Source organism: Aquabacterium sp. G14, from assembly GCF_037482285.1.
Lineage (GTDB): Bacteria > Pseudomonadota > Gammaproteobacteria > Burkholderiales > Burkholderiaceae_C > Aquabacterium.
The window spans coordinates 233,683-260,025 of sequence record NZ_JBBEYB010000002.1 but is presented as its reverse complement, the minus strand read 5'-3'; the positions used below and the strand labels follow the sequence as shown (position 1 = coordinate 260,025).

The following is a 26,343-nucleotide window of genomic DNA, read 5'->3' as shown; positions in this document are numbered from 1 at the left end:
ATTCATGACATCAGGTATGCGGCGACCCGCCATTGTCTCAATAGCTGGATTGACAGGGGCAGGCGCTATTTTCTACATTACTGACCCGCGGGTCAGTTACGATTGCACCTGCGTCACCACCCCCGCTGCCGTACGGGCCGCGAAGAGGGTGGCTTGCCTCTTTGATTGCGGAACAACATGAACAACCTGCGCTGGTCCAAGGCTCCTTACTACCTTCTCCTGCCCGTGATGGCGGCTTTGTTGGCCGGGTGCGGCAAGAAGCCGGTAGCTGAGCCACCTGTGCGCGCGGTTCGCACCCTGGTGCTGGCTGAGACCGGTGGTGTGTTGGAGCGCGAGTTTGCCGCCGAAATCCGTGCACGCACCGAATCGCGTTTGGGTTTCCGCGTTGGCGGCAAGGTCAACCGTCGCTTGGTGGAGTTGGGGCAATCCGTGACCCGAGGGCAGGTTTTGGCTCAGCTTGATCCACAAGATTTGCAACTGGGGCAGGAAGCTGCGCGTGCAGGGCTGGCTGCGGCCGAAGCTCAGGCCGCCCAGGCCGCAGCCAATTTCAAGCGCTTTGTCGAGCTCAAAGCCCAAGGTTTTATCAGCGCGGCTGAACTCGAACGCCACGACACCATGAACAAGGCAGCACAGGCCAGCTTGCGTCAGGCCAGGGCCCAGGCTGGGGTGCAGGGCAATCAGGCCAGCTACGCAGCGCTCACCGCCGATGCACCAGGTGTCATCACCGGGGTGGATCTTGAGCCTGGCATGGTCGTTGGTGCGGGCATGCCGGTGCTCACACTGGCGCACGATGGTCCCCGCGACGCTGTGTTCTCCGTGCCCGAAGACATGGGGGCGACCGTGCGTGGCCTGATCGGCAAGCCCGGTGCACTCAAGGCACGACGCTGGGGTAGCCAGGACTGGTTGCCTGTGACCGTGCGGGAAGTTGCTGCGGCCGCTGACCCGCTGACCCGCACCTACCTGGTCAAGGCAGATGTGGGTCGCGCTGGCTTTGAGTTGGGGCAGACTGCCACCGTGGTGCTCAATGCTCCCGTTCGGGTGGCTGGCGGTGTGCGCGTACCGTTGAATGCCCTGGCGGAACGCGAGGGCAAGTCTGTGTTGTGGGTGCTCGATGGCAAGGCGATGACCGTCACGCCTGTGCCAGTCACCACCAGTGACATCACAGGCAACGTCATCCTCATCTCCAAGGGCATCCAGCCTGGCCAGGAAATCGTGACTGCTGGCGTGCATGTGCTGACGCCTGGCCAGAAGGTTCGCCGCTATCAGGCATCCAGCGCCGGGGCCCGACCCGCCTCATCGCCAGCTTCCGCCAGCACGCCGACTTCCGGCGTCGCATCCTGACCGAGCGGGAGCCTACGCATGTCGATGTCCCGTCAATCCTGGTCCAAGGACCAGCGTTTCAACGTGTCACGCTGGGCGCTTGAGCACCCGGCGCTCACACGCTACCTCATGATCGTGCTGATGGTGCTGGGCGCCGCAGCCTATTTCAACCTCGGTCAGGACGAAGACCCGCCTTTCGCCTTCCGTGTGATGGTGGTGCGAGCCTATTGGCCGGGCGCCACCGCCCAAGAGGTCGCCGAGCAAGTTACCGACAAGATCGAGCGCACCCTGCAAGAGGTGCCTTACGCTGACAAGATCCAGTCCTACACCAAGCCGGGTGAGTCCTTCACCCTGATGATGGTCAAGGACTACTCTCCGCCCAAAGAGATCCCCAACCTCTGGTATCAGGTGCGCAAGAAGGTGGGTGACATGCGCCACACCTTGCCACAGGGCGTGATCGGTCCGTTCTTCAACGATGAGTTCGGCGACGTATACGGCTCCATCTACGCCCTGTCCGCCGATGGTTTTTCGCAGGAGGAGTTGCGCCAGTTTGCCGAGCGCGTCCGCTCCGAGATGCTGCGCGTGCCCAATGTCGCCAAGGTTGAGTTGTTCGGCGTGCAGCCCGAAAAGCTCTTCATCGAGATTCCGCAGCGCCGCTTGGCTCAGTTGGGTATCGACATGGGGCAGGTGCTGACCCAGTTGAACGCCCAGAACGCCGTCGAAGGTGCCGGTGTGTATGCGGGTGATCGGAACAACATCCAGATGCGCGTCAATGGCGCCATCCAGTCGGTGGAGCAGTTGCGTGACCTGCCCATCCGGGTGGTCAATCCTGTCACCCACCAGGCCCGCAGTCTCAAACTGGGTGACATCGCCACCATCCGTCGTGGCTATGAGGACCCGCCGACCACCAAGGTTCGCCACCAGGGCAAGGACGTGGTGGCCCTGGGGGTGTCCATGGCCAAGGGCGGCGACATCATCGCCTTGGGCAAGAGTTTGACCGAAGCCACCGAGCGTCTGCGCCATGAGCTGCCAGTGGGGATCGAGCTGGACCAGATCCAGAACCAGCCGCAAGCCGTTTCCTCTTCCGTGGGGGAGTTCGTCAAGGTGCTGCTGGAGGCCGTGTTCGTGGTGCTGGCCGTCAGCTTCCTGAGTCTGGGATTGCACACCAAGCCCTGGCGTCTGGACGTTTGGCCTGGCTTGGTCGTGGCCATCACGATCCCGCTGGTGCTGGCGGTCACCTTCCTCATCATGAAATACTGGGGCGTGGGCCTGCACAAGATTTCGCTGGGCGCGCTCATCATCGCTTTGGGTCTGCTGGTGGACGACGCGATCATCGCCGTCGAGATGATGGTGCACAAGCTCGAAGAGGGCTACGACAAGATGCACGCGGCGACGGCAGCCTATGACCTGACCGCCATGCCCATGCTGACCGGCACCCTGATCACCGCCGCGGGTTTCCTGCCCATCGGGATGGCCAACTCGGCCACCGGTGAGTACACCTTCGCCATCTTCGCCGTCACGGCAGCGGCCCTGGTGATCTCGTGGATCGTGTCGGTGTACTTCGTGCCTTATCTGGGACAGCAGTTGCTCAAGACCAAGCCCAAGATCGCACATGGCAGCAACGAAGACCTGTACGACACCCCCTTCTACAGCCGCTTCAAGGCGACGGTGAACTGGTGTGTCGAGCATCGCTGGATCACCATCGGGCTCACCATCGGCGCGTTGGTGCTGGGTGTGCTGGGCATGGGCAAGGTGCAGCAGCAGTTCTTCCCTGATTCCAGTCGCCCGGAAATTCTGGTCGACCTGTGGTTGCCCGAAGGCAGCAGCTTCGACGCCACCGAAGACATGGCCCATCGCGTTGAGCAGCGTTTGATGAAGGAGCCGGGTGTCAACACGGTCAGCACCTGGGTGGGCTCGGGTCTGCCGCGCTTCTACCTGCCCATGGACCAGATCTTTCCCCAGAGCAACGTCAGCCAGATGGTGATCGTGCCCAAGGATCTGGAAACGCGGGAAGTGTTGCGCCACAAGTTGCCCGAACTGATGGCTGCCGAGTTCCCGGAGTTGCGCGCCCGCGTCAAACTCCTGCCCAATGGCCCTCCTGTGGCTTACCCGGTGCAGTTCCGAATCGTGGGTGAAGACGTCACCACCTTGCGCCAGTTCGCCGAGGAAGCCAAGGCCCTCATGCGTGCTCACCCCGACATGACCGGCATCAACGACAACTGGAACGAGTCGGTCAAGGCCATCCGTCTGCAGGTGGATCAGGACAAAGCACGCGCCCTGGGCGTGACCACGCAGTCGATCGCTCAGGCTAGCCGCATCCTGACTTCCGGTGCGACGGTGGGGCAGTACCGCGAAGGCGACCGTCTCATTGACATCACCTTGCGGGCCCCGCAGTCCGAGCGTCTGACCCTGGAAGCACTGGACAACGCGTATGTGCCCACGGCCACTGGCCGCATGGTGCCGGTGCTGCAGGTCGCCAAGCCCAAGCTTGTGTGGGAGCCCGGTGTGCTGTGGCGTGACGGCCGCCACTTCGCCATCACCGTGCAGGGTGACGTGCGCGAAGGCGTGCAAGGCCCGACTGTCAGCAGTGTGCTGTGGCCCAAGATGCAGGAGCTGCAGTCGCGCATGCCCACGGGTTACCGCGTGGTGCTGGCCGGTACCGCCGAGGAAAGCAGCAAGGGGCAGGGTGCCATCTTCGCCAACTTGCCAGTGATGTTGTTCATCATCTTCACGCTGCTGATGCTGCAGTTGCAGAGCTTCTCGCGCGCGGTGCTGGTCTTCCTGACCGGTCCGATGGGCATCGTCGGCGTGGCGATGGCCTTGTTGGCGCTCAACCGTCCCTTCGGCTTCGTGGCGCTGCTGGGCGTGATCGCTTTGATGGGCATGATCATGCGCAACTCCGTCATCCTGATCGACCAGATCGAAAAGGACCGCGCCGTCGGCGTGCCGGCCTGGGATGCCGTGGTGGGTGCGGCCGTGCGCCGCTTCCGTCCCATCGTGTTGACGGCGGCTGCCGCCGTGCTGGCGATGATCCCGCTGAGTCGCAGCAACTTCTGGGGCCCGATGGCCGTGGCCATCATGGGGGGGCTGATCGTGGCCACCGTCTTGACCCTGCTGGCTTTGCCGGCGATGTACGCGGCCTGGTTCCGCGTGAAGCGTCCGGAAACCACCCCAACTTGAGCGTGTCTCAAACAGGGTCTGAGCCGCGTTAGAATCTGCGGTTCAGACCAATTCAGCCAGTTTGGCCGCCAACCCGGTAGCCAAACTTTTCAAAGTCTAAGCGCGGGTGGCGAAATTGGTAGACGCACCAGGTTTAGGTCCTGACGCCAGCAATGGTGTGGGGGTTCGAGTCCCCCCCCGCGCACCAGACACATTCATTCCTTACTCATACTGAGAGTTCACAACATGGCTATCACCGTGGAGACCCTCGACAAGCTGGAGCGCCGCATCACGCTGTCGCTGGCAGCCGACGCCCTCAAGAACGAAGTCGACGCCCGCCTGAAGAAGCTGGCCCGCACCGCCAAGGCCGACGGCTTCCGTCCCGGCAAGGTGCCGATGAACGTGGTGGCCCAGCGCTACGGTTACTCCGTGCAGTACGAAGTGGTCAATGACCAACTCGGCGCCGCTTTCGCCAAGGCCGCTCAAGAGGCCGGTCTGCGCGTGGCCGGTCAGCCCAGCATCTCTGAAAAAGAAGGCGGCCCCGTTGAAGGCCAGCTGCAGTTCGATGCCACTTTCGAGGTCTACCCGGAAGTCACCATCGGTGACCTGAGCGCCGCCGAAGTCGAGCGCGCCACCGCTGAAGTGAACGACGCTGCCATCGACCGCACCGTTGAAATCCTGCGCAAGCAACGCCGCACCTTCGCCCAGCGTCCCGCCACCGAAGGCGCTGCCGACGGCGACCGCGTGACCATCGACTTCGAAGGCAAGATCGACGGCGTGCCGTTTGAAGGCGGCAAGGCCGAAGGCTTCCAGTTCCTGGTCGGCGAAGGCCAGATGCTCGAAGCGTTCGAAAAGGCCGTGCGCGGCATGAAGGCTGGCGACTCCAAGACCTTCCCGCTGGCCTTCCCTGAGGACTACCACGGCAAGGACGTCGCTGGCAAGGAAGCCGACTTCCTGGTCACCGTCAAGAAGGTCGAAGCCCAGCAACTGCCCGAACTGAACGAAGATTTCATCAAGAGCCTGGGTCTGGCCGACGGCTCCGTCGATGCCCTGCGCGCCGACATCAAGCGCAACCTGGAACGCGAAGTGAAGTTCCGCGTGGCCGCCCGCAACAAGGCTGCCGCCATGGAAGCCCTGCTGGGTGCCGTCGAGTTCGACCTGCCCAAGTCGCTGGTCGATGCCGAAACCGATCGTCTGCTGGAAGGCGCCCGCGCCGACCTGAAGGCCCGTGGCATCAAGGACGCCGACAAGGCCCCGATCCCCGCCGAAATGTTCAAGCCTCAGGCTGAACGTCGCGTGCGCCTGGGTCTGGCCGTGGCCGAACTGGTCAAGGCCAACAACCTGCAAGCCAAGCCCGAGCAACTGCAAGCCCACATCGAAGAGCTGGCACAAAGCTACGAGCAGCCTGCTCAGGTCGTCGCCTGGTACATGAGCGACCGCCAGCGCATGGCCGAGGTCGAAGCCGTTGTGATCGAAAGCAACGTCGCCGACTTCATCCTGTCCAAGGCCAAGGTCACCGACAAGGCCCTGTCGTTCGAAGAGCTGATGGGCCAACAAGGCTGATCCGCCGCACACCCCGCCTTGGCGTCGCCTTTTTCAGGTGGCGCAAGGCAGGCAAGGCACCTGCCTCCTTCACGGGAGCAGGTGCTTTTGTTTTGAGGGGCTTTCCAGAGCCTGCGCCTGACTGTGCGTGCAAACAACGGAAAATCGATTCGCGCTGACGACGGGATTCCTCCCCCGCGAGTCGGCTTTTTTGCACGTCATAATCAATCGACATACACATCTGCGGCGTCCCGTCAACGGGGTGCCGGCACTGAAGGAAGCACATGAGCGCACTGGACATTCAAAACCTGGGCATGGTGCCCATGGTCATTGAGCAATCGGGCCGTGGTGAGCGCGCCTACGACATCTACAGCCGCCTGCTGCGCGAGCGCGTGATCTTTCTGGTCGGTCCCGTCAACGACCAGACGGCCAACCTCGTCGTGGCCCAGTTGCTGTTCCTCGAAAGCGAAAACCCCGACAAGGACATCTCGCTGTACATCAACTCGCCCGGTGGCAGCGTCAGTGCTGGCATGTCCATCTTCGACACGATGAACTTCATCAAGCCGAACGTGTCGACCTTGTGCATGGGCATGGCCGCCTCCATGGGCGCCTTCCTGCTGGCCGCGGGTGAAAAGGGCAAGCGTTTCGCGCTGCCCAACTCCAAGATCATGATCCACCAGCCCCTGGGCGGTGCACAAGGTCAGGCCACGGACATCGAGATCCACGCCCGCGAAATCCTGAAAACCCGCGAGCAACTCAACAAGATCCTGGCAGAGCGTTCGGGCCAGCCTCTGGACAAGATCCAGAATGACACCGAGCGCGATTACTACATGTCGGCCGAAGAGGCCGCCACCTACGGACTCATCGACAAGGTGATCGACAAGCGCGGTTGAGGCCTGGGCTGGCTCGCCAGCCAATTGTCTTATCATGCGTCGAACTCACCTTGCCTCCACTTTGACAGGCCCGCAACATGCCCGATAAAAAAGGCTCTTCCAGCGACAAAATCTTGTACTGCTCCTTCTGCGGAAAGAGCCAGCACGAGGTCAAAAAGCTCATCGCCGGCCCGTCGGTCTTCATCTGCGACGAGTGCATCGAGCTGTGCAACGACATCATCCGTGATGAAGTGGCCGCCGAGGCCGAACAGGCTCGTCCGGCCAAAAGCGACCTGCCGGTGCCTTCCGAGATCAAGTCCAGCCTCGATCAGTACGTGATCGGTCAGGACCGTGCCAAGCGCACCTTGTCGGTGGCGGTGTACAACCACTACAAGCGCCTCAAGCACATGGGACACGGCGAAGGCAAAAAAGCCGACGTCGAGCTGGCCAAGAGCAACATCCTGCTGATCGGCCCGACGGGCTCCGGCAAGACCTTGCTCGCCCAGACCCTGGCCCGCCTGCTGAACGTGCCTTTCGTGATCGCCGACGCCACCACCCTGACCGAAGCCGGTTACGTGGGCGAGGACGTCGAAAACATCATTCAGAAGCTGCTGCAGAACTGCAACTACGATGTGGAAAAGGCCCAGCGCGGCATCGTCTACATCGATGAAATCGACAAGATTTCGCGCAAGTCCGACAACCCGTCCATCACGCGCGACGTGTCGGGGGAGGGCGTGCAGCAGGCCCTGCTGAAGCTGATCGAAGGCACCATGGCCTCCGTGCCGCCTCAAGGTGGCCGCAAGCACCCGAACCAGGACTTCCTGCAGATCGACACGACCAACATCCTGTTCATCTGCGGCGGCGCCTTCGACGGTCTGGAAAAGATCATCCAGAGCCGGTCGGTCAAGTCCGGCATCGGCTTCGGCGCCGAAGTGCAGAGCAAGGACGAGCGCAAGGCTGCTGAACTCTTCCGCGAGGTCGAGCCCGAGGACCTGATCAAGTTCGGCATCATCCCCGAGCTGATCGGCCGGATGCCGGTCGTGGCCACCCTGGGTGAGCTCACCGAAGACGCCATGATCCAGATCCTGACCGAGCCCAAGAACGCGCTGGTCAAGCAGTACCAGCAGTTGCTGAGCATGGACGGGGTCGAGCTGGAAATTCGTCCGGCGGCCTTGCATGCCATCGCCCGCAAGGCCTTGGCGCGCAAGACTGGCGCGCGTGGTTTGCGCTCCATCCTGGAAGAGTCGCTGCTGGACACGATGTTCGAGTTGCCCGCCCAGGAAGGCGTGCAAAAGGTGGTTCTGGACGAATCGACGATCGAAGAGAACGCCAAGCCTTTGTTGGTGTACCGGGAACAGGCCAAGGCCAGTGCCTGAGCGTGCTTGACGCGCTCTGTGGGGCACCGCTGAAAACCTGTGAAACTGGTTTTCGCGGTGCCCTTGTGTTTTGTCGATGAGGCCCCAAGTGGGCATCAGAGAAAGTGAGCCCTATATGTCTGGACACCCCATTCTTCCCTCCGACCCAATCACGCTGCCGCTGCTGCCGCTGCGCGATGTCGTGGTCTTCCCGCACATGGTGATCCCGCTGTTCGTGGGGCGCCCCAAGTCCATCAAGGCTCTCGAAGCCGCGATGGAAGCTGGCCGTCAGATCATGCTGGTGGCCCAGAAAGCCGCCGGCAAGGACGAGCCGAAGTCGGACGACATGTTCGACATCGGCTGCGTGTCCAGCATCCTGCAGTTGCTGAAACTGCCTGACGGCACAGTGAAGGTGCTCGTCGAAGGCGTTCAGCGCGCCAACACCTCGTCGATCGACGACAGCGGTGAGTTCTTCATGGCCGAAGTGGTGCCCATCCAGCCCGAGGGGGATGTGACCCCGGAGGTGGAGGCCCTGCGCCGTGCGGTCACGCAGCAGTTTGACCAGTACGTCAAGCTCAACAAGAAGATCCCGCCCGAGATTCTCACCTCGATCTCCGGTATCGATGACGCCGGTCGCCTGGCCGACACCATCGCCGCCCATCTGCCGCTCAAGCTCGAAGCCAAGCAGTCGGTTCTGGATCTGTTCTCGGTCTCCCAACGCCTGGAGAAGCTGCTCGAGCAGCTCGAACACGAAGTCGACATCCTGCAGGTCGAAAAGCGCATCCGTGGCCGCGTCAAGCGCCAGATGGAGAAATCGCAGCGGGAGTACTACCTGAACGAGCAGGTCAAGGCCATCCAGAAGGAGCTGGGTGAGGGCGAAGAGGGCGCAGACATTGAGGAGCTGGCCAAGAAGGTCGAGTCGGCCCGCATGCCCAAGGAGGCGCGCAAGAAGGCCGATGCCGAGCTCAAGAAGCTGCGTCTGATGTCACCCATGTCGGCTGAAGCCACCGTGGTGCGCAACTACATCGAAACCCTGGTCAATCTGCCCTGGAGCAAGAAGTCCAAGGTCAAGCACGACCTGACCAATGCGGAGCACGTGCTCAACGAAGAGCACTATGGCCTCGACAAGGTCAAGGAACGCATTCTGGAATATCTTGCTGTGCAACAGCGCGTGGACAAGGTCAAGGCACCCATCTTGTGCCTGGTCGGCCCTCCGGGTGTTGGCAAGACCTCGCTGGGGCAGTCGATCGCTCGCGCGACCGGCCGCAAGTTCGTGCGCATGGCCCTGGGTGGCGTGCGTGACGAGGCCGAAATCCGCGGACACCGCCGCACCTATATCGGCTCCATGCCAGGCAAGGTTCTGCAGAGCCTGAGCAAGGTCGGGGTGCGCAACCCGCTGTTCTTGCTCGACGAAATCGACAAGCTGGGCATGGACTTCCGTGGCGATCCGTCGTCGGCGCTGCTGGAGGTGCTGGACCCTGAACAGAACCACACCTTCGGTGACCACTACATCGAGGTTGATTTCGATCTCTCCGATGTGATGTTCGTTGCCACTTCGAACTCCCTCAACATCCCCCCGGCGCTGCTGGACCGGATGGAAGTGATCCGCCTGGCGGGTTACACCGAAGACGAGAAAGTCCACATCGTCCAGACTTATCTGCTTCCCAAGCAGATCAAGAACAACGGTGTGAAGGACGGTGAGTTGGAAGTCGCCGAAAGTGCCATCCGCGGCATCATCCGCTATTACACCCGTGAAGCTGGTGTGCGTTCGCTGGAGCGCGAGGTCTCCAAGATCTGTCGCAAGGTGGTCAAGGGCTTTGCACTCAAGCAGTACACCGACAAGGTCGTGGTGACCGACGCGAATCTGAACGACTTCCTGGGCGTGCGCAAGTTCAGCTACGGCGAAGCGACCAAGGAAGATCAGGTTGGTCAGGTTGTGGGCCTGGCCTGGACCGAGGTGGGCGGTGACCTGCTGACGATCGAAGCCGCCATCATGCCCGGCAAGGGCAACATCATCCGTACCGGTCAACTGGGGGATGTGATGAAGGAGTCGGTCGAGGCGGCTCGCTCGGTGGTGCGTTCACGCGCCGCCCGTCTGGGCATCAAGGACGAGCTGTTCGAGAAGCGCGACATCCACATCCACGTGCCCGATGGTGCAACACCCAAGGACGGCCCCAGCGCGGGGGCGGCCATGACGACGGCCTTCGTATCGGCCCTGACGGGTATCCCGGTGCGTGCCGACGTCGCCATGACGGGTGAGATCACCCTGCGCGGTGAGGTCACGGCCATCGGTGGCTTGAAGGAGAAGTTGTTGGCGGCCCACCGTGGTGGCATCAAGACGGTGCTGATCCCGGAGGAAAACGTCAAGGACCTCGCCGACATTCCCGAGAACGTCAAGAGCCAGATCGAGATTGTGCCGGTCAAGTGGATCGATAAGGTGCTGGAAGTGGCGCTTGTGCGTCAGCCTGAGCCTTTGCCGGAAGATGATGCCAAGGTCGATGCCAAGCCGGAAGCGGCAGGCGCTGCTCCCGCGTCGCCTTCCAGCAACGATCTGTTGAAACATTGAAAAAGTTTTGGGGTTGTTGACCAAAAGGGCAAAAACGCGCTATAGTTCAGTTCTTCGCTGATCACGCGCCAAACGTGATCAAAGCAGCAAAGCAAACGGCAACGTTAGAGCATCTGTTAAAGCGAAGGCTGCAAGCTGAAGGATGCGTCCTGATAGCGCGCAACATGCGGGATTAGCTCAGTTGGTAGAGCGATACCTTGCCAAGGTATAGGTCGAGAGTTCGAGCCTCTTATCCCGCTCCAAATTTAAAGATGTTGGCGCGGTAGCAAAGCGGTTATGCCCCGGATTGCAAATCCGGTTAGTCCGGTTCGACTCCGGACCGCGCCTCCAGTCAAGCTTTCAGGCTCCCGGGCCTGGATGCAGCACAGTGAACATGCGGGATTAGCTCAGTTGGTAGAGCGATACCTTGCCAAGGTATAGGTCGAGAGTTCGAGCCTCTTATCCCGCTCCAATGCAAAGGGAGTCCATGAAAGTGGACTCCCTTTTTGCTTGGGCGTTTGGTGCGCGATCGGGCGTGGTTGCGGCGAAGGTTGGCATTAAACGGGCATGTGCAAACCTTGGTGGCGCAGCCTGGCGCAACCCGAAAATGATGGCATGTGATGAATGGCGCTGACCTTCCCAGGTCATGCTGTGCTCGGCTGTTCCGCTGACGGAGGATCGCAAGCTTGGTGCCCCGGACCCGACTCGAACGGGCACGACGTTTTGGCGTCGGCGGATTTTAAGTCCGCTGTGTCTACCGATTTCACCACCAGGGCTGTGGCGGCAAGTGTAAGGTGGGCGCGTGCCTGTGACGTGTGTGATGAAAGTACGCAACACTCTTGCGAAGCGAAGCAAAATGCTGGCATAATTTAATTCTTCGCTGATCAATGAACCAGATTGATCAAGACTCAAGTCAAGCGAGCGTTGCGTTTGTCGCAGCACATGCGGGATTAGCTCAGTTGGTAGAGCGATACCTTGCCAAGGTATAGGTCGAGAGTTCGAGCCTCTTATCCCGCTCCATATCCCCAAAGGGAGCCTGTCACCACAGGCTCCCTTTTTATTTTGTGCTTCAACGAGTCGCAGTCTGCCGCCTTACGTGCAGACCATGCCCTGCATGGCGCCGACAGTCTGTGGGTTCAGGGCAGGGCCTGCGCTTCGGTCTTCAGGTGGAACCAGCGTTGCATGATCTGGCTCAGGAGGGCCGGGTTGCCACTGCTCCAGAAGCGGATATGGCTGCCAGAGGTCTCCGGCGTGCAAGCCGGCAACTCGGTCACCAGGTGTGCCACATGACGCGCCACCGCATCTGAGGTGTCGATGATCCGGACGCCCGGTCCCAGAACTTGCTCAAAGAGGGGGCGCACAAACGGGTAGTGCGTACAGCCCAACACAATCGTGTCGCTCTGAGCCTCTTGCAGCGGCCCTGCAAACTGCGCCACCAACTCGCGCAGGCGCGGCGTATCCAACTCGCCGCTTTCGATCTCCTTGGCCAGGCCTGGGCAGGCCTGCAGGGTGATCTCGGCATTGCGCCCGTGGCGCTCCACCAAGTGTTGAAACTTGGGGCTGGCCAAGGTGCCCGGTGTGGCCAGCACGCCGATTCTTCCGCTGGGAGAGTGCGCCACCGCGGGCTTGACGCCGGGTTCCACTCCAATGATGGGCACGTCTGGCCAGCGTGCGCGCAGATGCTGCGCGGCAGCGGCTGTCGCCGTATTGCATGCGATCACGATGGCTTGCGCCCCTTGCGTCAGCAGGAAGTCGGTGATGTACTCACTGCGGGCGATGATCTCGGTTGTGTCCTTCTCCCCATAAGGGGCATGACCGGAATCTGCCACATACAACATGTCTGCAAGGGGCAGGTATTGGTGCAGTGCGCGCAGCACCGACAGGCCGCCGAGTCCCGAATCAAAGACACCGATGCGTCGATGCAGTCCTTGTTGGGCAGGGGATGTGACGGTGTCTGAGACAGGGGCTCGGGCTGACATGGCGCAAAAAATCGGTCTTCTCGGGGACTGCTTTGACTGCGAACTCGCGTATTGTCTTTCTTTTGCGAGCTTAGGGGGTTCACGAACCCCGAAGTCACGCTAGAATCGAACGATCGTGCTTTTTTTGGCGCGGCAAATTTTTTCTCAACTTCCTCATGACGCAGGAGAACAACTCATGAAGGTTCTGGTTCCGGTCAAGCGGGTTGTGGACTACAACGTGAAAGTTCGCGTGAAGTCTGACGGCTCTGGTGTCGACATCGCCAACGTCAAGATGTCCATGAACCCCTTCGACGAAATCGCCGTTGAAGAAGCCACCCGCCTGAAGGAAAAGGGCGTGGTCACCGAGATCATCGCTGTCTCCGTGGGCCCGGCTCAGTGCCAGGAAACCCTGCGTACGGCCATGGCCATCGGTGCTGACCGCGGCATCCTGGTGGAAACCGACGCGGAAGTGCAGCCTCTGGCCGTGGCCAAGGTGCTGAAGGCGCTGGTCGACAAGGAACAGCCTCAGCTGATCATCCTGGGCAAGCAAGCCATTGACGACGACTCCAACCAGACTGGCCAGATGCTGGCTGCCCTGGCAGGTCTGCCCCAAGGCACGTTTGCTTCCAAGGTGGAAGTTGCTGGCGACAAGGTCAGCGTGACCCGCGAAGTCGACGGTGGTCTGGAAACCGTGTCCCTGAGCCTGCCGGCCGTGGTCACCACCGACCTGCGTCTGAACGAGCCTCGCTACGTGACGCTGCCCAACATCATGAAGGCCAAGAAGAAGCCCCTGGACACCGTGAAGCCGGCTGACCTGGGTGTGGACGTGGCCCCCCGTATCAAGACCCTGAGCGTGGCCGAGCCGGCCAAGCGTTCTGCTGGCATCAAGGTGGCCGACGTGGCAACCCTGGTCGACAAGCTCAAGAACGTCGCCAAAGTGATCTGAGGAGATAACCCATGACCGCTCTCGTTATTGCTGAACACGACAACAACAGCATCAAGGGTGCCACCCTCAATGTGGTGACCGCTGCCAAGGCCCTGGGTGGCGACGTGGTGGTGCTGGTGGCCGGTGCCAATGCTGGTGCCGCTGCCGCTGCCGCTGCTCAAATCGCTGGCGTTTCCAAGGTCCTGCACGCTGACGGCGCTCAACTGGCCGATGGCCTGGCTGAGAACGTGGCCGAGCAAGTGCTGGCCGTGGCTTCGGGCTACAGCCACATCCTGTTCCCCGCAACGGCTTCGGGCAAGAACGTGGCTCCCCGCGTGGCGGCCAAGCTGGACGTGGCCCAGATCTCTGAAATCACCAAGGTGGTTTCGGCTGACACCTTCGAGCGTCCCATCTACGCCGGTAACGCCATTGCCACCGTGCAATCGGCCGACGCCGTCAAGGTGCTGACCGTCCGTGGTACCGCTTTCGACGCCGCTGCCACCACCGGTGGTGCCGCTGCCGTGGAAACCATCGCCGCTGTCGGCGATTCCGGCAAGTCGTCGTTCGTGGGTCGCGAAGTGACCAAGTCCGAGCGTCCTGAGCTGACCGCTGCCAAGATCATCGTGTCGGGTGGCCGTGCCCTGGGCTCGTCGGAGAAGTTCAACGAAGTGCTGCCCCCGCTGGCTGACAAGCTGGGCGCCGCCATCGGTGCTTCGCGCGCTGCCGTGGACGCTGGCTACGCTCCGAACGACCTGCAGGTCGGTCAGACCGGCAAGATCGTGGCCCCTGAGCTGTACATCGCTTGCGGTATCTCGGGCGCCATCCAGCACTTGGCTGGCATGAAGGATTCGAAGGTCATCGTGGCCATCAACAAGGATCCTGAAGCCCCCATCTTCCAGGTGGCCGATTTCGGTCTGGAAGCTGACCTGTTCACGGCCGTCCCCGAGCTGGTCAAGGCCCTGTAATCTGGCTGCGATGTCAGATCACGGTCTGCATCATTGAGCTCTTGGGGCGTCTTTCGAGGCGCCCCTTTTCGTTTATCGGAGAACAACATGAGTTTTCGCGCTCCCGTCAAAGACCAGCTCTTCTGCATGAAGGAGCTGGCTGGCATCGATCAGGTTGCCACCATCCCCGGTTTTGAAGACGCTGGCTATGAAACCGCTCAGGCTGTGCTGGAAGAGTCGGCCAAGTTCAACGAAGGCGTGGTCGCGCCCTTGAACTGGTCGGGTGACCAGGACCACGGTTCGTGGGACAACGGCGTGGTGCGTGCGTCCAAGGGCTTCAAGGAAGCATACGCTGCGCTGGCCGAAGGCGGCTGGCAAGGCCTGGGTCAACCGCTGGAATACGGCGGCCAGGGCCTGCCCAAGATCATCGGTGCGGCCTGCGTCGAGCAGACCATGGCGGCCAACCTGAGCTTCTCGCTGTGCTCCATCCTGACCGGTGGCGCCATCGAAGCCCTGCTGACCGCAGGCAGCGATGAGCTCAAGACACGCTACATCCCGAACATGGTGTCGGGCAAGTGGACGGGCACGATGAACCTGACCGAGCCGCAAGCCGGTTCGGACCTGGCGCTGGTGCGCTCCAAGGCGGTCAAGCAAGACGATGGCACCTACCGCATCTCCGGCCAGAAGATCTTCATCACCTACGGTGAGCACGACATGGTGGAGAACATCGTTCACCTGGTGCTGGCACGTACCCCCGATGCGCCTGAAGGCGTGAAGGGCATCTCGCTGTTCGTGGTGCCGAAGTTCATGGTCAATGCTGACGGCTCGCTGGGCCAGCGCAACGACGTGTACTGCGCCTCCATCGAAGAGAAGCTGGGCATCAAGGCCTCGCCGACCGCGGTGCTGGTTTACGGTGACGACAAGGGCGAAGTGGGCCCGGGCGCCATCGGTTACCTGGTGGGCGAGGAAAACCGCGGTCTGGAATACATGTTCATCATGATGAACGCCGCTCGCTACGACGTGGGTCTGCAGGGTATCGCCGTGTCCGAGCGCGCTTACCAGCACGCCGTGGCCTATGCCAAGGATCGCGTGCAGTCGCGTCCGGTGGACGGTTCGGCCAAGGAATCCGTGGCCATCATCCACCACCCTGATGTGCAGCGCATGCTGATGACCATGCGCGCCCTGATCGAAGGCGCGCGTGCCATGGCCCTGGTGGGTGCGGCTGCGTACGACAACGCGCACCACAATCCCAACGCCGAGGAAGCCAAGAAGGCGCAGGCTTTCTATGAATTCCTGGTGCCGCTGATCAAGGGCTTCTCGACCGAGAACTCGGTGGAAGTGACCTCGCTGGGCGTGCAGGTGCACGGTGGCATGGGCTTCATCGAAGAAACCGGTGCTGCTCAGTACTACCGCGATTCGCGCATCCTGCCGATCTACGAAGGCACGACCGCCATCCAGGCCAACGACCTGGTGGGCCGCAAGACCGCCCGTGACGGCGGTGCCGTGGCCAAGGCCATTGCCGCTCAGATCGCCGATCTGGAAGGTCAACTGGCTGGCCGTGACAGCGCTGCTGGCAAGAAGCTGGCGACCCAGCTGAAGGCCGCTCGGGAGTCCTTCTTGCAGGTTGTCGACTTCGTGTTGGCCAACGTCAAGAGCAACCCGAACGCCGTGTTCGCGGGTTCGGTGCCTTACCTGATGCTGACCGCGAACCTCGTGTCCGGTTGGCAGATGGCCCGCTCGCTGATGATTGCCGAAGACAAGCTGGCCGCCGGTGAAGACGCCGAGTTCATGAAGGCCAAGATCGCCACGGCGCGTTTCTATGGCGACCACATCCTGGCTCGCGTGGCTTCGCTGCGTGACACCATTCTCCATGGTGGTGAGAGCGTGACCGCCATGCCGCTGGAAGCGTTCTGAGCGTTGACGCGCTGAGTTGTCGGACAATCACCCTGAGGGATTGAGCGACACATCCGATGCCCTCATACGGTCCTGACCGGTGAGGGCATTTTCATTTGTTGAGGAGATTTCATGGCTTTGCCCGATGTTCTGAAGCGTGTGCCCTTTCCGGTGATTGCCTCACCGCTGTTCATCATCAGCAATCCGAAGCTGGTGATCGCGCAGTGTCAGGCGGGCGTGGTGGGCTCGATGCCGGCGCTCAATGCGCGCCCGGCCGAGCAGCTGGAAGACTGGCTGGCCGAGATCACCGAAACCTTGGCGGCCTGGGACAAGGTGCATCCGGATCAACCGGCGGCACCGTTTGCCATCAACCAGATCGTGCACAAGAGCAACGACCGGTTGGAGCACGACATGGCATTGTGCGAGAAGTACAAGGTGCCCATCGTCATCACGTCGCTGGGTGCGCGTGAGGACGTGAATCAGGCTGTGCACGGCTGGGGCGGGGTGGTGATGCACGACATCATCAACAACCGGTTTGCACGCAAGGCGATCGAGAAGGGTGCCGATGGCCTGATCGCGGTGGCAGCCGGTGCGGGTGGTCATGCGGGCACGACCAGCCCGTTTGCCCTGGTGCAGGAGATTCGCGAGTGGTTTGATGGCCCGTTGGCCTTGTCGGGCTCTATTGCGCACGGCCGCTCGATTCTGGCGGCGCAGGCGATGGGGGCGGACTTTGCCTACATCGGCTCGGCCTTCATCGCGACCGACGAGGCGCGTGCCGCCGAGGCGTACAAGCAGATGATCGTCGAGAGCAGCAGCTCAGACATTGTCTACAGCAGCAAGTTCACCGGCGTGCATGGCAACTACCTGCGCGGCTCGATCGTCAACGCGGGGCTGGACCCGGACAACCTGGGCGAGGGTGACCCCAGCGAGATGACGTTTGGCAGCGACCGCGATGCCAAGCGGGCCAAGGCCTGGAAGGACATCTGGGGCTCGGGCCAAGGTATTGGCGCGATCAAGCAGGTGGTGCCAGCGGCCGAGTTGGTGGCGCGTTTGAAGGCCGAGTACGTTGAGGCGAAACGCGCGCTGTGCGCAGGCTGATGGCGCTTCGCGAATGCGCTCAGGACAGCGGGGTTGACCTCGCGGAGGGATGCTGCCGGGTGTCAGCGCTGTCCGAGTTTGAAGGCGATCAGGGCCCGCAAGCGAGTGGGGATCACCGGCTTGAGCAGCAGGTGGAAATCCTCGCTGCGGGCCTCGTGTTCGTGGCCGCTCATGGTGCTGCCCGTGACCATGATGACGGGCAGTTCTGGCCCGAAACGCGCCCGCATGAGGTGAATGACCTCGATGCCCGTGCGTTGCTCGGGCAGGCGGTAGTCGGCAATCAAGAGGTCGGGGTGTTGGTGGGTGTCGCGGGCCCAGGCCGCGGCGGCATCCAGGGTATCGAAGGCGCTGACAGTGGCGCCCCAGGCCTTGAGCAGGATTTCAAGGCCTTCTGCCACGGCGGGCTCGTCTTCCACCACGACGATGTGGCGTCGGTCCAGCGTGATGGGGGGGCGCGGTTTAACCGGTGTGTCAACCACAGGCGTGCGCATGGCTTTGCCGATGGGCAGCAACAGGGTGAACACGGTGCCATGCCCAGCGCGGGAGCGCAGGGTCAGCGGGGCATCCATGAGCTTGGCCAGTCGCTTGACAATGGCGAGCCCCAGGCCCAGCCCCTTGCGATGGTGGGGTTCGAGCGGACGCTTGCTTTGGGTTTGGTAGAACTCTTCGAAGATGCGCTCCTGCTCTTTCGGCAAGATGCCGATGCCGCTGTCCCAGACTTGCACGCACAGGTGATTGCCGCGGGTGCGGCAGCTGACAAGGACGCCGCCATCCTCGGTGTAGCGGATGGCGTTGGAGATGAGGTTGCGCAAGATGCGCTCGACCACCAGCGGATCAGCGTAGGCGTGGTGCCGCGCGCCGTGAAAGCGCAGTGACAGGCCCTTCTCGAATGCGGTGGGCTCGAAGTTCAAGCGCAGGCGCTCGAACAGATCACGCAATGCAAAGTGTTCGGCCTGGATGTCGATGCCACCGGTGTCGATCTTGGTGATGTCGAGCAATTCACTGAACAGGCCTTCGAGCGCATCCACCGAGCTGTTGATGCTGTGGACCAGATGGGCCACCTCGGCGTCCTTGCAGTGCTGACGCAGTGCTTCGGCAAACAGTCCGAGCGCGTGCAGGGGCTGGCGCAGGTCATGACTGGCTGCGGCAAAGAACTGGGTCTTGGCTCGGTTGGCCAATTCGGCCTGGTGCTGCGCGTTCTCGGCGGCCGCCATTTCGTTGCGCAGTCGTTGGGCGAGTTGCTGGGTTTGCACGCGCAGGCTCACCATTTCGCCGAACATGTTGTGAAACGCTCGTCCCATGGCCAAAGTGCACATGCACATGATGGACCAGATGCCTGCGAGGTACAGGTTGTCCGCACCACCCAGCAGGGCGGTGTGGACGATCATGGGGATGAAGTACAGGCCCATGCAAGCCAGGAACAGCCTGGGCTGGGACGACATGTAGGGCACTGCGCCGATGGCAAACGAGTAGACCGTGAGCATCAGCGCTGTGCGTTCGAAGTGGCCGCCATGTGTATAGAACAGGAGGGCAGCCACGCTCCACAGCCCGGCGCCGATCACAGCGCCGGTGTTCCAGCGCAGGAGCCAGCGTTGGGCGTCAATGGGGCCTTGCCGCAGGGCGCGTTCGTGACCCAACAGGTTGACGAAGCGCGCGACCCATAGCAACGCAAATGCGGCACCCCAGGCCCACAGCCAGGTGCGTGGCACGTGGTGCCAGTACACCAGGGTGGTGACCACGAACCCCAGGAAGTGGCCCATCAGGGCCGCGCCGGTCTGTCGGTAGACCAGGCGCACACTGTCTTGTACCAGAGCCGGCGTATCAGGCTGGGCGTTGGCAGGCGAGTCGGTGGGCACGCTCGCACCGACAAGGGGCAGGGAGCCCGCGGACATGGCGATCAGCGGCTGTGCCAGGAGCTGCTGTGTTGTAGGCCGTTCTGCTTTTGCAGGATCTGGCTGACGGCGATCACGGCTTGGGTCCGAGAGCTGACGCCCAGTGCACGCAGCACGGCCGCAACGTGGTCTTTGACGGTTTCGACAGACAGGCCGAGCTCACGGGCAATCAGCTTGTTGGGCTGGCCTTTGAGCAGGAGGTGCAGGACGTCGGTCTGACGCGGTGTGAGCCCCAGTTGGTGCAGCGAGGGCATGGTCTGGAAGCCCGAATCACGTGACTCTTGCTGAACCTGACGCACGTAGGGTGACTGGCTGAACTGCGCAGAGTGCTCGCTGCCCATGCTCATCGGTGGTACGTAGACGCCGCCGGAGATGACCTGTTGCAGGGCTTCGACAAGGGTTTCGTTGGTGGCACGTTTGGGGACGAAGCCCATGGCTCCCATGTCGATGGCGCGGATGACGTCGCTGGTGCGGTCGGAGGCCGAGATGACCACGACCGGCAAAGCCGGATAACGGGAGCGCAATTCACCGAGCAGATCGAAGCCGTCGGCATCGCCCAAGTGCAGGTCGAGCAGCACGAGGTCATAGCTGGCATCTTGCCTCAGAGTTTCACGAGCGCTGGCCCCGCTGTCTGCAGCCGAGACGGTGACGCCGTCACCGAGGCCCTGGATGACCGACTGCAGGGCAGCCAGAATCAGGGGGTGGTCGTCGATCAGCAACACCTTCATGCGTTTACTCCTGCTTGCTTATTCTTGGGTTGTGCCAGGGCGAGACCTTCAAAAAACAACGCCGGAGGGACACAGGGGAGCCGTTTTCGCATGATCTGGGAGCCAGACGGCCGCCATCATAGTGGCGCTGTCAACAGCCTGACATCTGGAAATGTCTGCTTTTGTAAGTGTACGAGCCTTGTTTGAGGGGGATCAGGTGCGCCAGAGGCGGGACGGGCAGGGGGGCACTTCCCAGGCCAGGGTACGCCATTGGCCCCACACCGAGACCAGCAGGTCCATGAGCGGCTCCACTCGCGGCGCCAGGGCGCGCAGGACGACCACCTGGTCGTGTGCGCTGGTGCTGCCGCTGGTGGCGCAAAGTGGGTGGCTCGTCTGGACGGCGCGGGCGGCGTCGAGCAGGGCCTCGCGGCGGGCACGTGGCAGGGCGGTGCCGCTGGCGAACCAGAGGGTGCCCATGACGCGGTGGCCGGCCCAGCCCAGGGGGCTGTCGAGCAGCAGGCGGTCGGTGGCGGCAACGGTGCCGCGTTCCAGCCAGACGCCGGGTAGATCGATCTCTTGGGTGTAGCGGCCGTGCGGGTGAGCCGGGTCGTCGAAGGGCTCACCGGCCGCGGGCAGGCCCAGGGCGAGGACGTCCCAGCCGAACATCTCGGCGCGCGGGGCGAGGTCGAAGCGCATGCGGTTGCTGGCGACGCAGCCGCGATAGGCAATGGTTTCCAGCGGCAGCCATTCGAGGCGGCTGTCGTCGTCCAGGCGGGCGTGCAGGGTTTGCTGGGCTTCGTCACCGGCGCTGCGGTAAAAGCGGGTGGCGCCGGGCGTGGTGATGAGCGTGTGGCTGCCGGACGCCAGGTGGGCATCGACCTGGAGCACGTCGCCGCCGACGATGCCGCCAGGCGGGTGCACCAGTACGTGGTGGCAGATGCCGGGGCCCTCGGGGTAGAGGCGCTGGAGGACGCGCAGGGGGCCGGTGTGTCGGTCGAGGGCGATGGTGCGTTCGCCATCGCGGCGGTAATCCAGGTTCAGTTGACCGAGCCAGCTCATGAGCCTTGTGCGCGCAGGATTTGCGCCAGACAGCAGTGGGAAAGGGGCAGTTTAAAGCCGATGGCTGCGCTTCAGGCACGCATGGTGGGTCGACAACAGCGACAATCGCTGCATGAGCATGGAACACGATACCGTCATCGAGGACACCCGCAATTGGTTGGTCAAGGCCGTCATTGGCCTGAACCTGTGCCCGTTTGCCAAAGGGGTGCATGTGAAAAACCAGGTGCGCTACCGCGTGTCGGACGCCAGCACGCCGGAGGCGCTGCTGGAGGACCTGATCGAGGAGCTGACCTTCCTGCGTGACGCCGACCCCGAGGAGGTGGACACGACCTTGCTGGTGCACCCGGGTGTCTTGCAGGATTTCCTGGACTTCAATGACTTCCTGGATGTGGTGGATGCCGCCGTGGAGGAACTGGAGCTGGACGGGGTCTTGCAGGTGGCGAGCTTCCATCCGGATTACCAGTTTGCGGATGCGGATGCGGATGACATCGAGAACTACAGCAACCGGGCGCCGTACCCGACGCTGCACCTGATCCGCGAAGAGAGCCTGGACCGGGCGATCGAGGCCTTTCCAGAGGCCGAGGACATCTACGAGACCAACAAGGCCACGTTGCGCAAGCTGGGTCTGGCTGGTTGGAAGAAGCTCTGGCAGGTCTGAGGGGATTGATGCATGGCGAGTGAGCACCCTTGGTGGGGCCCGGCACGGGTGCCGTTTTTGCTGTTGACACCCGCCTGTATGGCCTTGGGCGTGGCGTGGAGCGCCTGGCAGTTGGCACAGCAGGGGCAGAGCCTGAATGCCTTGAATGCGTTGTTGTGCGTGCTGGGGGCGCTGGCCGCGCATGTGGCGGTGAATGCGCTCAACGAGCACCATGACTTTCGCAGTGGGCTGGATCAGCGCACACAGCGTACGCCCTTCAGTGGCGGCAGTGGGGTCTTGCCAGCGAACCCCGCCTTGGCGCCAGTGGCCTTGGCGATGGGGGGTGGCGCCTTGTTGTTCACTGTGTTGACCGGGCTGTACTTTGTGGTGAGTCGGCCGGCGCTGTTGTGGGATCTGGCCCCCTTGGGTTTGCTGGGTGTTGCGGTGGTGGTGTCTTACACGCCTTGGTTGACCCGCCATCCGTGGTTGTGCTTGATGGCCCCTGGCTTGGGCTTTGGGCCTTTGATGTTGCTGGGCACCGAGGTGGTGTTGACCGGGGCGATGTCGTGGCAGGGCCTGGCCTTGTCGGCTTTGCCCTTCTTTCTGGCCAACAACCTGCTGTTGCTCAACCAGTTTCCGGATGTGGATGCGGACCGGTCGGTGGGGCGTCGCACCTTGCCCTTGTTGCGGGGCCGTGCCGGCAGTGTGCCGGTACTGGGTTTGCAGTACGGACTGGCGTTTGGCGCGGTGCTGCTGGGGCTGGCCGTGGGCTGGTGGCCTGCTGCCACGGGTTTGGCGGTGTTGGGCTTGCCGCTGGCGGTGAGCGCCTGGCAGCGCGCCCAAGCGCATGCCGAGGACTTGCCTGCTTTGCAGCCGGCCATGGCGCTGAATGTGGCGGTGAACCTGCTGAGCCCGGTGTTGGCGGCGGTAGGGTTGATGCTGTCGCTGTGAGCGACGCTGAATGCGGGAAGCGTTGGCGGGGCTGAGTGTGGTTCGACTGACGGGCTTGCTCCCACCTTGTGCGTGGTGCGGTGGGGCAGTTGGGGGCTTCAGTCGGCGTTGAGTTCGCTGACTTCCACACCCAATTCACTGGCCAAACGCGTCACGAGTTGACGCAGCGAAGCGATCTCGGCGGCCATGCGAGCTTGTTCTTCACGCAGGGCCGTGAGTTCGGTTTCGAGCTCGGCCGTGCCGGGGCTGGGAGCCGTGGCATAGCCGGACGGGTCGCCAGCGCGGGCGGTGTCGGCCACCTCGCCGCAAAGCAGGTGAGCCCAGCGGGACTCGCGGGCACCCGGGGCGCGCGGCAGTTTCACGACGCGTGGGGGCTCTTTGGCTGCCAGCTCGTCCAGGAAGGCCTCGACGGACGAGGTGTCGGCAAAGCGATGCAGGCGCTCGGTGTGCAGGCGCAATTCGGCCGCGGTTTGCGGGCCGCGCAGCATCAGCATGGTGAGCAAGGCGACGGCCTGGCTGGGCACGCCCAGGCCACGCGCGGCGTTGTGGTCGAAGCGCACCACGCGGCTGCCGCTGACTTCGCTGACGAGGCTGAGTTCGCGCAGGCCATTGACCGCTTCCAGCACCTCGGCTTCGCTCAATTGCATGACCGGCTCGCGCGCGGTTTTCTGGTTGCAGCCCAGGGTGAGGGCGTTGAGCGACAGGGGGTAGCTGTCAGGGACGGTGTGCTGTTTTTCTACCAGCACAGCAAGGACTCGGGCTTCTTCGGGCGTCAACGGGCGCGTCATGGTTGGGGACTCAAGGCAAGATGACACGAACATACCACGCGGGCTCAGCGCCCACGTCGGAAGGCCAGATAGGCTTGTGCTGCGGTTTCGGGGGCCTCCATCACGGGCATGTGCCCCACGCCGTCAAAGACCACCACCTTGGCCTGCGGCAGCAGCTTTTGCAGCACTGGCACGGTGGCGGGACTGACGACGCGGTCAAGCTGGCCCCACATGATGAGGGTGGGTGTGGTGAGGCCGCGGATGCGCTTTTCCGTGGGCTCGCGGACCATCTCGTTCATGATGGCTTGCTCGCGTTCACGGTCGGCCAGGCGCTGGCGTGCGAAGACGCGTGCGACGGGCGAGGGCAATTGCGGTGGGTGAGCCATGACCACCGAGAGAAAGCGCGGGAAGTCGTTTTCGTCGCGCAGCAGCAGGGGGTTGGGCTCTCCCCGGCGGATGGCCAACTGGACCTCGCTCGGTGGGGCAGACCAGATGCCGGCTGTGTCGATGAGCCAGAGGCTGCGCACCTGGCTGGGGTTCAAGGCCGTGTAAGTCAGGGCGATCTGTCCGCCCATGGAGATGCCGCCGAGGTGAACGGGGCCCAGGCCGAGTTGCTGCACGAAGGCCTGCAGACGACGGGCTTGCGCTTGCGGTCCGTATGAGACGCCTTCAGGACGGGATGAGTCCCCGAAACCGATCAGGTCAGGAATGATCAGGCGTTGGTGCGCGGTGAGGTGGCGCGCGACCGCCAGCAGCGTGTCCTTGTTGCCCCCGATGCCGTGCAGCAGCACGAGGGGCTCGCCCTGGCCGCCATCGAGGTAGGCCATGCGGGTGCCATCGGGAAGCCTCAGCGAGCGGGTGTGCAGGCCCGCCTGCGTGCGCAAAGCGACCATGATCGCTTGCGTGGTGGGCGCCGGTGCCCACACCATGAAGCCGGTCAGCACGGTGCCGATCAACACCGTCGCGGCCAGCAAGGTCAGCAGCACAAACCGTATGAGCCTGAACATCATGGGCCTCCGATGGGCAGAGGCGTGGGGCACGCGCCTCTGCGGGCATGTTAGGCCGGAATCAGGCGTTTGGCGAGCCCTGGCTCACGCCTTGATACCTTGAGGGGCGCTGCTCAGTGGTTCTGGCTGCCGCGGTGGGCCCAGGCGGTGGTGCGCGTCTCGACCAGCGAGAACAGCTCGTACATGATCATGGCCATGGCACCGATGACGACCAGCCCCGCAAAGGCCAGGCCCATCTGCATGGACGAGCCGGCACTGATGAGCAGGTAGCCGATGCCTTCGTTGGCGGCGGTCATCTCCGACACGGTGGTGCCCACGAAGGCCAGGGTGATGGCGACCTTGAGTGAGCCGTAGAAGTAGGGCAGGGAGCGCGGCAGGCCGACCTTCATCAGCACGTCCCAGCGCTTGGCGCCCAGCACGCGCAGCACGTCTTCCAGCTCGGGCTCCAGGGTGGCCAGGCCGGTGGCGATGTTGACCATGATGGGAAAGAAGCTGATGAGGAAGGCGGTGAGGATGGCCGGGCCAGGGCCAATGCCGAACCACACCACCAGGATGGGGACGAAGGCCGCCTTGGGCAGGGCGTTGAAGGCGGTCATCAGCGGGTAGACGGCGGCATAGGCCAGGCGCGAGCTGCCGATGAGAAAGCCCAGCAGCACGCCGACCACGATGGCGATGGCAAAGCCGGCCAGGGTCACCCACAGGGTGCGCCAGGCATGACGCAGGATTTCGCTGTGAAACTCGACCAGCTGGGATGCGATGCGGGCCGGGCTAGGGAAGATGAACTCGGAGACGTTGAGGGCCGAGCACAGCACTTGCCAGAGGATGAGGACGCCCAGCAGCAGCACCCAGGGGGCCCAGCGGGCTTGTTGTTTGGCGCTGAGTTTCATTGCGCGATCTCCGTGGTCGTCTGGATGGTGGCAGGCTTGCGCATGGCGCCGATGTGGGCGCGCAGCTCGTGCACGATGCCGGTGAACTCGGGGGTGTAGGTCACCTCCAGATCGCGGGGCCGGGGCAGCTCGATCTCCCGCTTGGCGAGGATGCGGCCGGGGCTCTTGCTCATCACATAGACCGTGTCGGCCAGGAAGACGGCTTCGCGCAGGTCGTGGGTGACGAGGATGACGTTGAACTTTTGCGCCGCTTGCAGGTCGCGCAGGGCGCACCACAGCTCTTCGCGGGTGAAGGCGTCGAGCGCGCCGAAGGGCTCGTCGAGCAGCAGCATCTTGGGCTCGTGGATGAGGGCGCGGCAGATGCTGGCGCGCTGCTGCATGCCGCCCGAGAGTTGCCAGGGGAACTTGTCTTCGTAGCCGCCCAGGCCCACGCTTTCGAGCAGGGCGCGGGCCTTGGCAGCGTACTCCTTGCGCTTGGCCTTGAAGCTGGAGCGGTAGGGCTCGACGATTTCGAGCGGCAGCAGCACGTTGTCGAGCGTGGTCCGCCAGGGCAGCAGCGACGGCGCCTGGAAGGCCATGCCGGTGATCTTGAGTGGCCCGGTCACGGGCTCGCCCCCGATCGTGATGTGGCCCTTGGTGGGCTGCTTCAGACCGGTGGTCAGCTTCATGAAGGTGGACTTGCCGCACCCGGAGGGGCCGACGATGGCCACGAACTCGCCCTCATCGATCTGCAGATTCAGGTCTTCGACGGCGAACTGTCCCTGGGCCCACAACGCATCGTTGTAGGCCAGCCAGACATTCTGAAAATCAACAAAGGCGCTCATG

20 protein-coding genes and 6 tRNA genes are annotated in these 26,343 nt (G+C 62.9%); 17 read left to right on the top strand and 9 right to left on the bottom strand.

The features are described 5' to 3' along the window. The first annotated feature begins 177 nt into the window (after positions 1–177). The 10 genes from WIT60_RS03530 to WIT60_RS03485 all read left to right on the top strand — a co-directional run bounded on the left by WIT60_RS03530 (position 178) and on the right by WIT60_RS03485 (position 11,265). Positions 178–1,341, top strand: coding sequence for an efflux RND transporter periplasmic adaptor subunit (locus WIT60_RS03530; RefSeq protein ID WP_339582562.1), 1,164 nt, complete (start codon positions 178–180; stop codon positions 1,339–1,341). An 18-nt stretch (positions 1,342–1,359) separates the two neighbouring features. Further along, the gene (locus WIT60_RS03525; RefSeq protein WP_339582561.1) at positions 1,360–4,500 is read left to right on the top strand and encodes an efflux RND transporter permease subunit; all 3,141 of its coding nucleotides are present in this window, start codon (positions 1,360–1,362) and stop codon (positions 4,498–4,500) included. Positions 4,501–4,600: 100 nt separating this feature from the next. Further along, a tRNA-Leu gene (locus tag WIT60_RS03520) sits at positions 4,601–4,687 on the top strand. Between the two features lie 38 nt (positions 4,688–4,725). Then, complete coding sequence (gene tig, locus WIT60_RS03515; protein ID WP_339582560.1) at positions 4,726–6,042, top strand: trigger factor; 1,317 nt, start codon at positions 4,726–4,728, stop codon at positions 6,040–6,042. Between the two features lie 263 nt (positions 6,043–6,305). Then, entirely contained in the window at positions 6,306–6,914 is a 609-nt protein-coding gene (gene clpP / locus WIT60_RS03510) for an ATP-dependent Clp endopeptidase proteolytic subunit ClpP (RefSeq protein ID WP_339582559.1), read from the top strand. A gap of 77 nt (positions 6,915–6,991) precedes the next feature. Beyond that, entirely contained in the window at positions 6,992–8,269 is a 1,278-nt protein-coding gene (gene clpX / locus WIT60_RS03505) for an ATP-dependent Clp protease ATP-binding subunit ClpX (RefSeq protein ID WP_320365127.1), read from the top strand. Positions 8,270–8,384: 115 nt separating this feature from the next. Next, positions 8,385–10,814 (top strand): endopeptidase La, encoded by a 2,430-nt coding sequence (lon, locus tag WIT60_RS03500; RefSeq protein ID WP_339582558.1) that lies wholly within the window; start codon positions 8,385–8,387, stop codon positions 10,812–10,814. A gap of 166 nt (positions 10,815–10,980) precedes the next feature. Then, positions 10,981–11,056: transfer RNA gene (locus tag WIT60_RS03495), tRNA-Gly, on the top strand. 14 nt (positions 11,057–11,070) lie between these two features. Then, positions 11,071–11,144 (top strand) — tRNA-Cys (locus tag WIT60_RS03490). Positions 11,145–11,189: 45 nt separating this feature from the next. Continuing rightward, a tRNA-Gly gene (locus WIT60_RS03485) sits at positions 11,190–11,265 on the top strand. 215 nt (positions 11,266–11,480) lie between these two features. On the opposite strand, the gene WIT60_RS03480 is transcribed toward WIT60_RS03485, so the two are convergent. Further along, positions 11,481–11,569, bottom strand: a tRNA-Leu gene (locus tag WIT60_RS03480). Positions 11,570–11,737: 168 nt separating this feature from the next. Here WIT60_RS03480 and WIT60_RS03475 point away from each other — a divergent pair. After that, positions 11,738–11,813, top strand: a tRNA-Gly gene (locus tag WIT60_RS03475). 116 nt (positions 11,814–11,929) lie between these two features. Here WIT60_RS03475 and murI read toward each other — a convergent pair. Further along, positions 11,930–12,772 (bottom strand): glutamate racemase, encoded by an 843-nt coding sequence (gene murI, locus WIT60_RS03470; RefSeq protein ID WP_339582557.1) that lies wholly within the window; start codon positions 12,770–12,772, stop codon positions 11,930–11,932. A gap of 175 nt (positions 12,773–12,947) precedes the next feature. Between murI and WIT60_RS03465 the strand changes: the two genes are divergently transcribed. The 4 genes from WIT60_RS03465 (at position 12,948) to WIT60_RS03450 (ending at position 17,611) form a co-directional block, all read left to right on the top strand. Beyond that, positions 12,948–13,697, top strand: a complete 750-nt coding sequence (locus WIT60_RS03465; protein WP_320365130.1) for an electron transfer flavoprotein subunit beta/FixA family protein — start codon at positions 12,948–12,950, stop codon at positions 13,695–13,697. A gap of 11 nt (positions 13,698–13,708) precedes the next feature. Further along, positions 13,709–14,641 carry an electron transfer flavoprotein subunit alpha/FixB family protein gene (locus tag WIT60_RS03460; protein ID WP_339582556.1) on the top strand — a complete coding sequence of 311 codons (933 nt, stop codon included), beginning with the start codon at positions 13,709–13,711 and terminating at the stop codon, positions 14,639–14,641. A gap of 87 nt (positions 14,642–14,728) precedes the next feature. Next, positions 14,729–16,534 (top strand): acyl-CoA dehydrogenase, encoded by a 1,806-nt coding sequence (locus WIT60_RS03455; RefSeq protein WP_339582555.1) that lies wholly within the window; start codon positions 14,729–14,731, stop codon positions 16,532–16,534. A 111-nt stretch (positions 16,535–16,645) separates the two neighbouring features. Then, positions 16,646–17,611: an NAD(P)H-dependent flavin oxidoreductase gene (locus WIT60_RS03450; protein WP_339582554.1), complete on the top strand. Its 966-nt coding sequence runs from the start codon at positions 16,646–16,648 to the stop codon at positions 17,609–17,611. Between the two features lie 62 nt (positions 17,612–17,673). Here WIT60_RS03450 and WIT60_RS03445 read toward each other — a convergent pair whose 3' ends face one another. The 3 genes from WIT60_RS03445 to WIT60_RS03435 form a co-directional block, all read right to left on the bottom strand. Next, complete coding sequence (locus WIT60_RS03445) at positions 17,674–19,503, bottom strand: ATP-binding protein (RefSeq protein ID WP_339582553.1); 1,830 nt, start codon at positions 19,501–19,503, stop codon at positions 17,674–17,676. 5 nt (positions 19,504–19,508) lie between these two features. Then, positions 19,509–20,231: a response regulator transcription factor gene (locus WIT60_RS03440; RefSeq protein ID WP_339582552.1), complete on the bottom strand. Its 723-nt coding sequence runs from the start codon at positions 20,229–20,231 to the stop codon at positions 19,509–19,511. A gap of 192 nt (positions 20,232–20,423) precedes the next feature. Next, positions 20,424–21,269: an urease accessory protein UreD gene (locus WIT60_RS03435; RefSeq protein WP_339582551.1), complete on the bottom strand. Its 846-nt coding sequence runs from the start codon at positions 21,267–21,269 to the stop codon at positions 20,424–20,426. A 112-nt stretch (positions 21,270–21,381) separates the two neighbouring features. On the opposite strand from WIT60_RS03435, the gene WIT60_RS03430 reads away from it, so the two are divergent. Further along, positions 21,382–21,927 (top strand): DUF1415 domain-containing protein, encoded by a 546-nt coding sequence (locus tag WIT60_RS03430; RefSeq protein ID WP_339582550.1) that lies wholly within the window; start codon positions 21,382–21,384, stop codon positions 21,925–21,927. 12 nt (positions 21,928–21,939) lie between these two features. Further along, complete coding sequence (locus tag WIT60_RS03425; protein ID WP_339582549.1) at positions 21,940–22,857, top strand: prenyltransferase; 918 nt, start codon at positions 21,940–21,942, stop codon at positions 22,855–22,857. Positions 22,858–22,955: 98 nt separating this feature from the next. Here WIT60_RS03425 and WIT60_RS03420 read toward each other — a convergent pair whose 3' ends face one another. The 4 genes from WIT60_RS03420 to WIT60_RS03405 all read right to left on the bottom strand — a co-directional run bounded on the left by WIT60_RS03420 (position 22,956) and on the right by WIT60_RS03405 (position 26,342). Continuing rightward, positions 22,956–23,678, bottom strand: a complete 723-nt coding sequence (locus WIT60_RS03420) for a YceH family protein (protein WP_445207636.1) — start codon at positions 23,676–23,678, stop codon at positions 22,956–22,958. Between the two features lie 11 nt (positions 23,679–23,689). Further along, positions 23,690–24,631 (bottom strand): alpha/beta fold hydrolase, encoded by a 942-nt coding sequence (locus WIT60_RS03415; protein ID WP_339582547.1) that lies wholly within the window; start codon positions 24,629–24,631, stop codon positions 23,690–23,692. Between the two features lie 113 nt (positions 24,632–24,744). Further along, the gene (locus WIT60_RS03410) at positions 24,745–25,518 is read right to left on the bottom strand and encodes an ABC transporter permease (protein WP_339582546.1); all 774 of its coding nucleotides are present in this window, start codon (positions 25,516–25,518) and stop codon (positions 24,745–24,747) included. Beyond that, a complete protein-coding gene (locus WIT60_RS03405) occupies positions 25,515–26,342 on the bottom strand; it encodes an ABC transporter ATP-binding protein (protein WP_339582545.1) in 828 nt (275 codons plus the stop codon). Before WIT60_RS03405 ends, WIT60_RS03410 begins: the two co-directional genes overlap by 4 nt. Position 26,343: the final 1 nt, after the last annotated feature.

Coding starts and splice junctions, on each gene's coding strand:
- WIT60_RS03530 (WP_339582562.1), top strand. CDS start 178: ATGAACAACCTGCGCTGGTCCAAGGCTCCTTACTACCTTCTCCTGCCC.
- WIT60_RS03525 (WP_339582561.1), top strand. CDS start 1,360: ATGTCGATGTCCCGTCAATCCTGGTCCAAGGACCAGCGTTTCAACGTG.
- tig (WP_339582560.1), top strand. CDS start 4,726: ATGGCTATCACCGTGGAGACCCTCGACAAGCTGGAGCGCCGCATCACG.
- clpP (WP_339582559.1), top strand. CDS start 6,306: ATGAGCGCACTGGACATTCAAAACCTGGGCATGGTGCCCATGGTCATT.
- clpX (WP_320365127.1), top strand. CDS start 6,992: ATGCCCGATAAAAAAGGCTCTTCCAGCGACAAAATCTTGTACTGCTCC.
- lon (WP_339582558.1), top strand. CDS start 8,385: ATGTCTGGACACCCCATTCTTCCCTCCGACCCAATCACGCTGCCGCTG.
- murI (WP_339582557.1), bottom strand. CDS start 12,772: ATGTCAGCCCGAGCCCCTGTCTCAGACACCGTCACATCCCCTGCCCAA.
- WIT60_RS03465 (WP_320365130.1), top strand. CDS start 12,948: ATGAAGGTTCTGGTTCCGGTCAAGCGGGTTGTGGACTACAACGTGAAA.
- WIT60_RS03460 (WP_339582556.1), top strand. CDS start 13,709: ATGACCGCTCTCGTTATTGCTGAACACGACAACAACAGCATCAAGGGT.
- WIT60_RS03455 (WP_339582555.1), top strand. CDS start 14,729: ATGAGTTTTCGCGCTCCCGTCAAAGACCAGCTCTTCTGCATGAAGGAG.
- WIT60_RS03450 (WP_339582554.1), top strand. CDS start 16,646: ATGGCTTTGCCCGATGTTCTGAAGCGTGTGCCCTTTCCGGTGATTGCC.
- WIT60_RS03445 (WP_339582553.1), bottom strand. CDS start 19,503: ATGTCCGCGGGCTCCCTGCCCCTTGTCGGTGCGAGCGTGCCCACCGAC.
- WIT60_RS03440 (WP_339582552.1), bottom strand. CDS start 20,231: ATGAAGGTGTTGCTGATCGACGACCACCCCCTGATTCTGGCTGCCCTG.
- WIT60_RS03435 (WP_339582551.1), bottom strand. CDS start 21,269: ATGAGCTGGCTCGGTCAACTGAACCTGGATTACCGCCGCGATGGCGAA.
- WIT60_RS03430 (WP_339582550.1), top strand. CDS start 21,382: ATGAGCATGGAACACGATACCGTCATCGAGGACACCCGCAATTGGTTG.
- WIT60_RS03425 (WP_339582549.1), top strand. CDS start 21,940: ATGGCGAGTGAGCACCCTTGGTGGGGCCCGGCACGGGTGCCGTTTTTG.
- WIT60_RS03420 (WP_445207636.1), bottom strand. CDS start 23,678: ATGTTCGTGTCATCTTGCCTTGAGTCCCCAACCATGACGCGCCCGTTG.
- WIT60_RS03415 (WP_339582547.1), bottom strand. CDS start 24,631: ATGTTCAGGCTCATACGGTTTGTGCTGCTGACCTTGCTGGCCGCGACG.
- WIT60_RS03410 (WP_339582546.1), bottom strand. CDS start 25,518: ATGAAACTCAGCGCCAAACAACAAGCCCGCTGGGCCCCCTGGGTGCTG.
- WIT60_RS03405 (WP_339582545.1), bottom strand. CDS start 26,342: ATGAGCGCCTTTGTTGATTTTCAGAATGTCTGGCTGGCCTACAACGAT.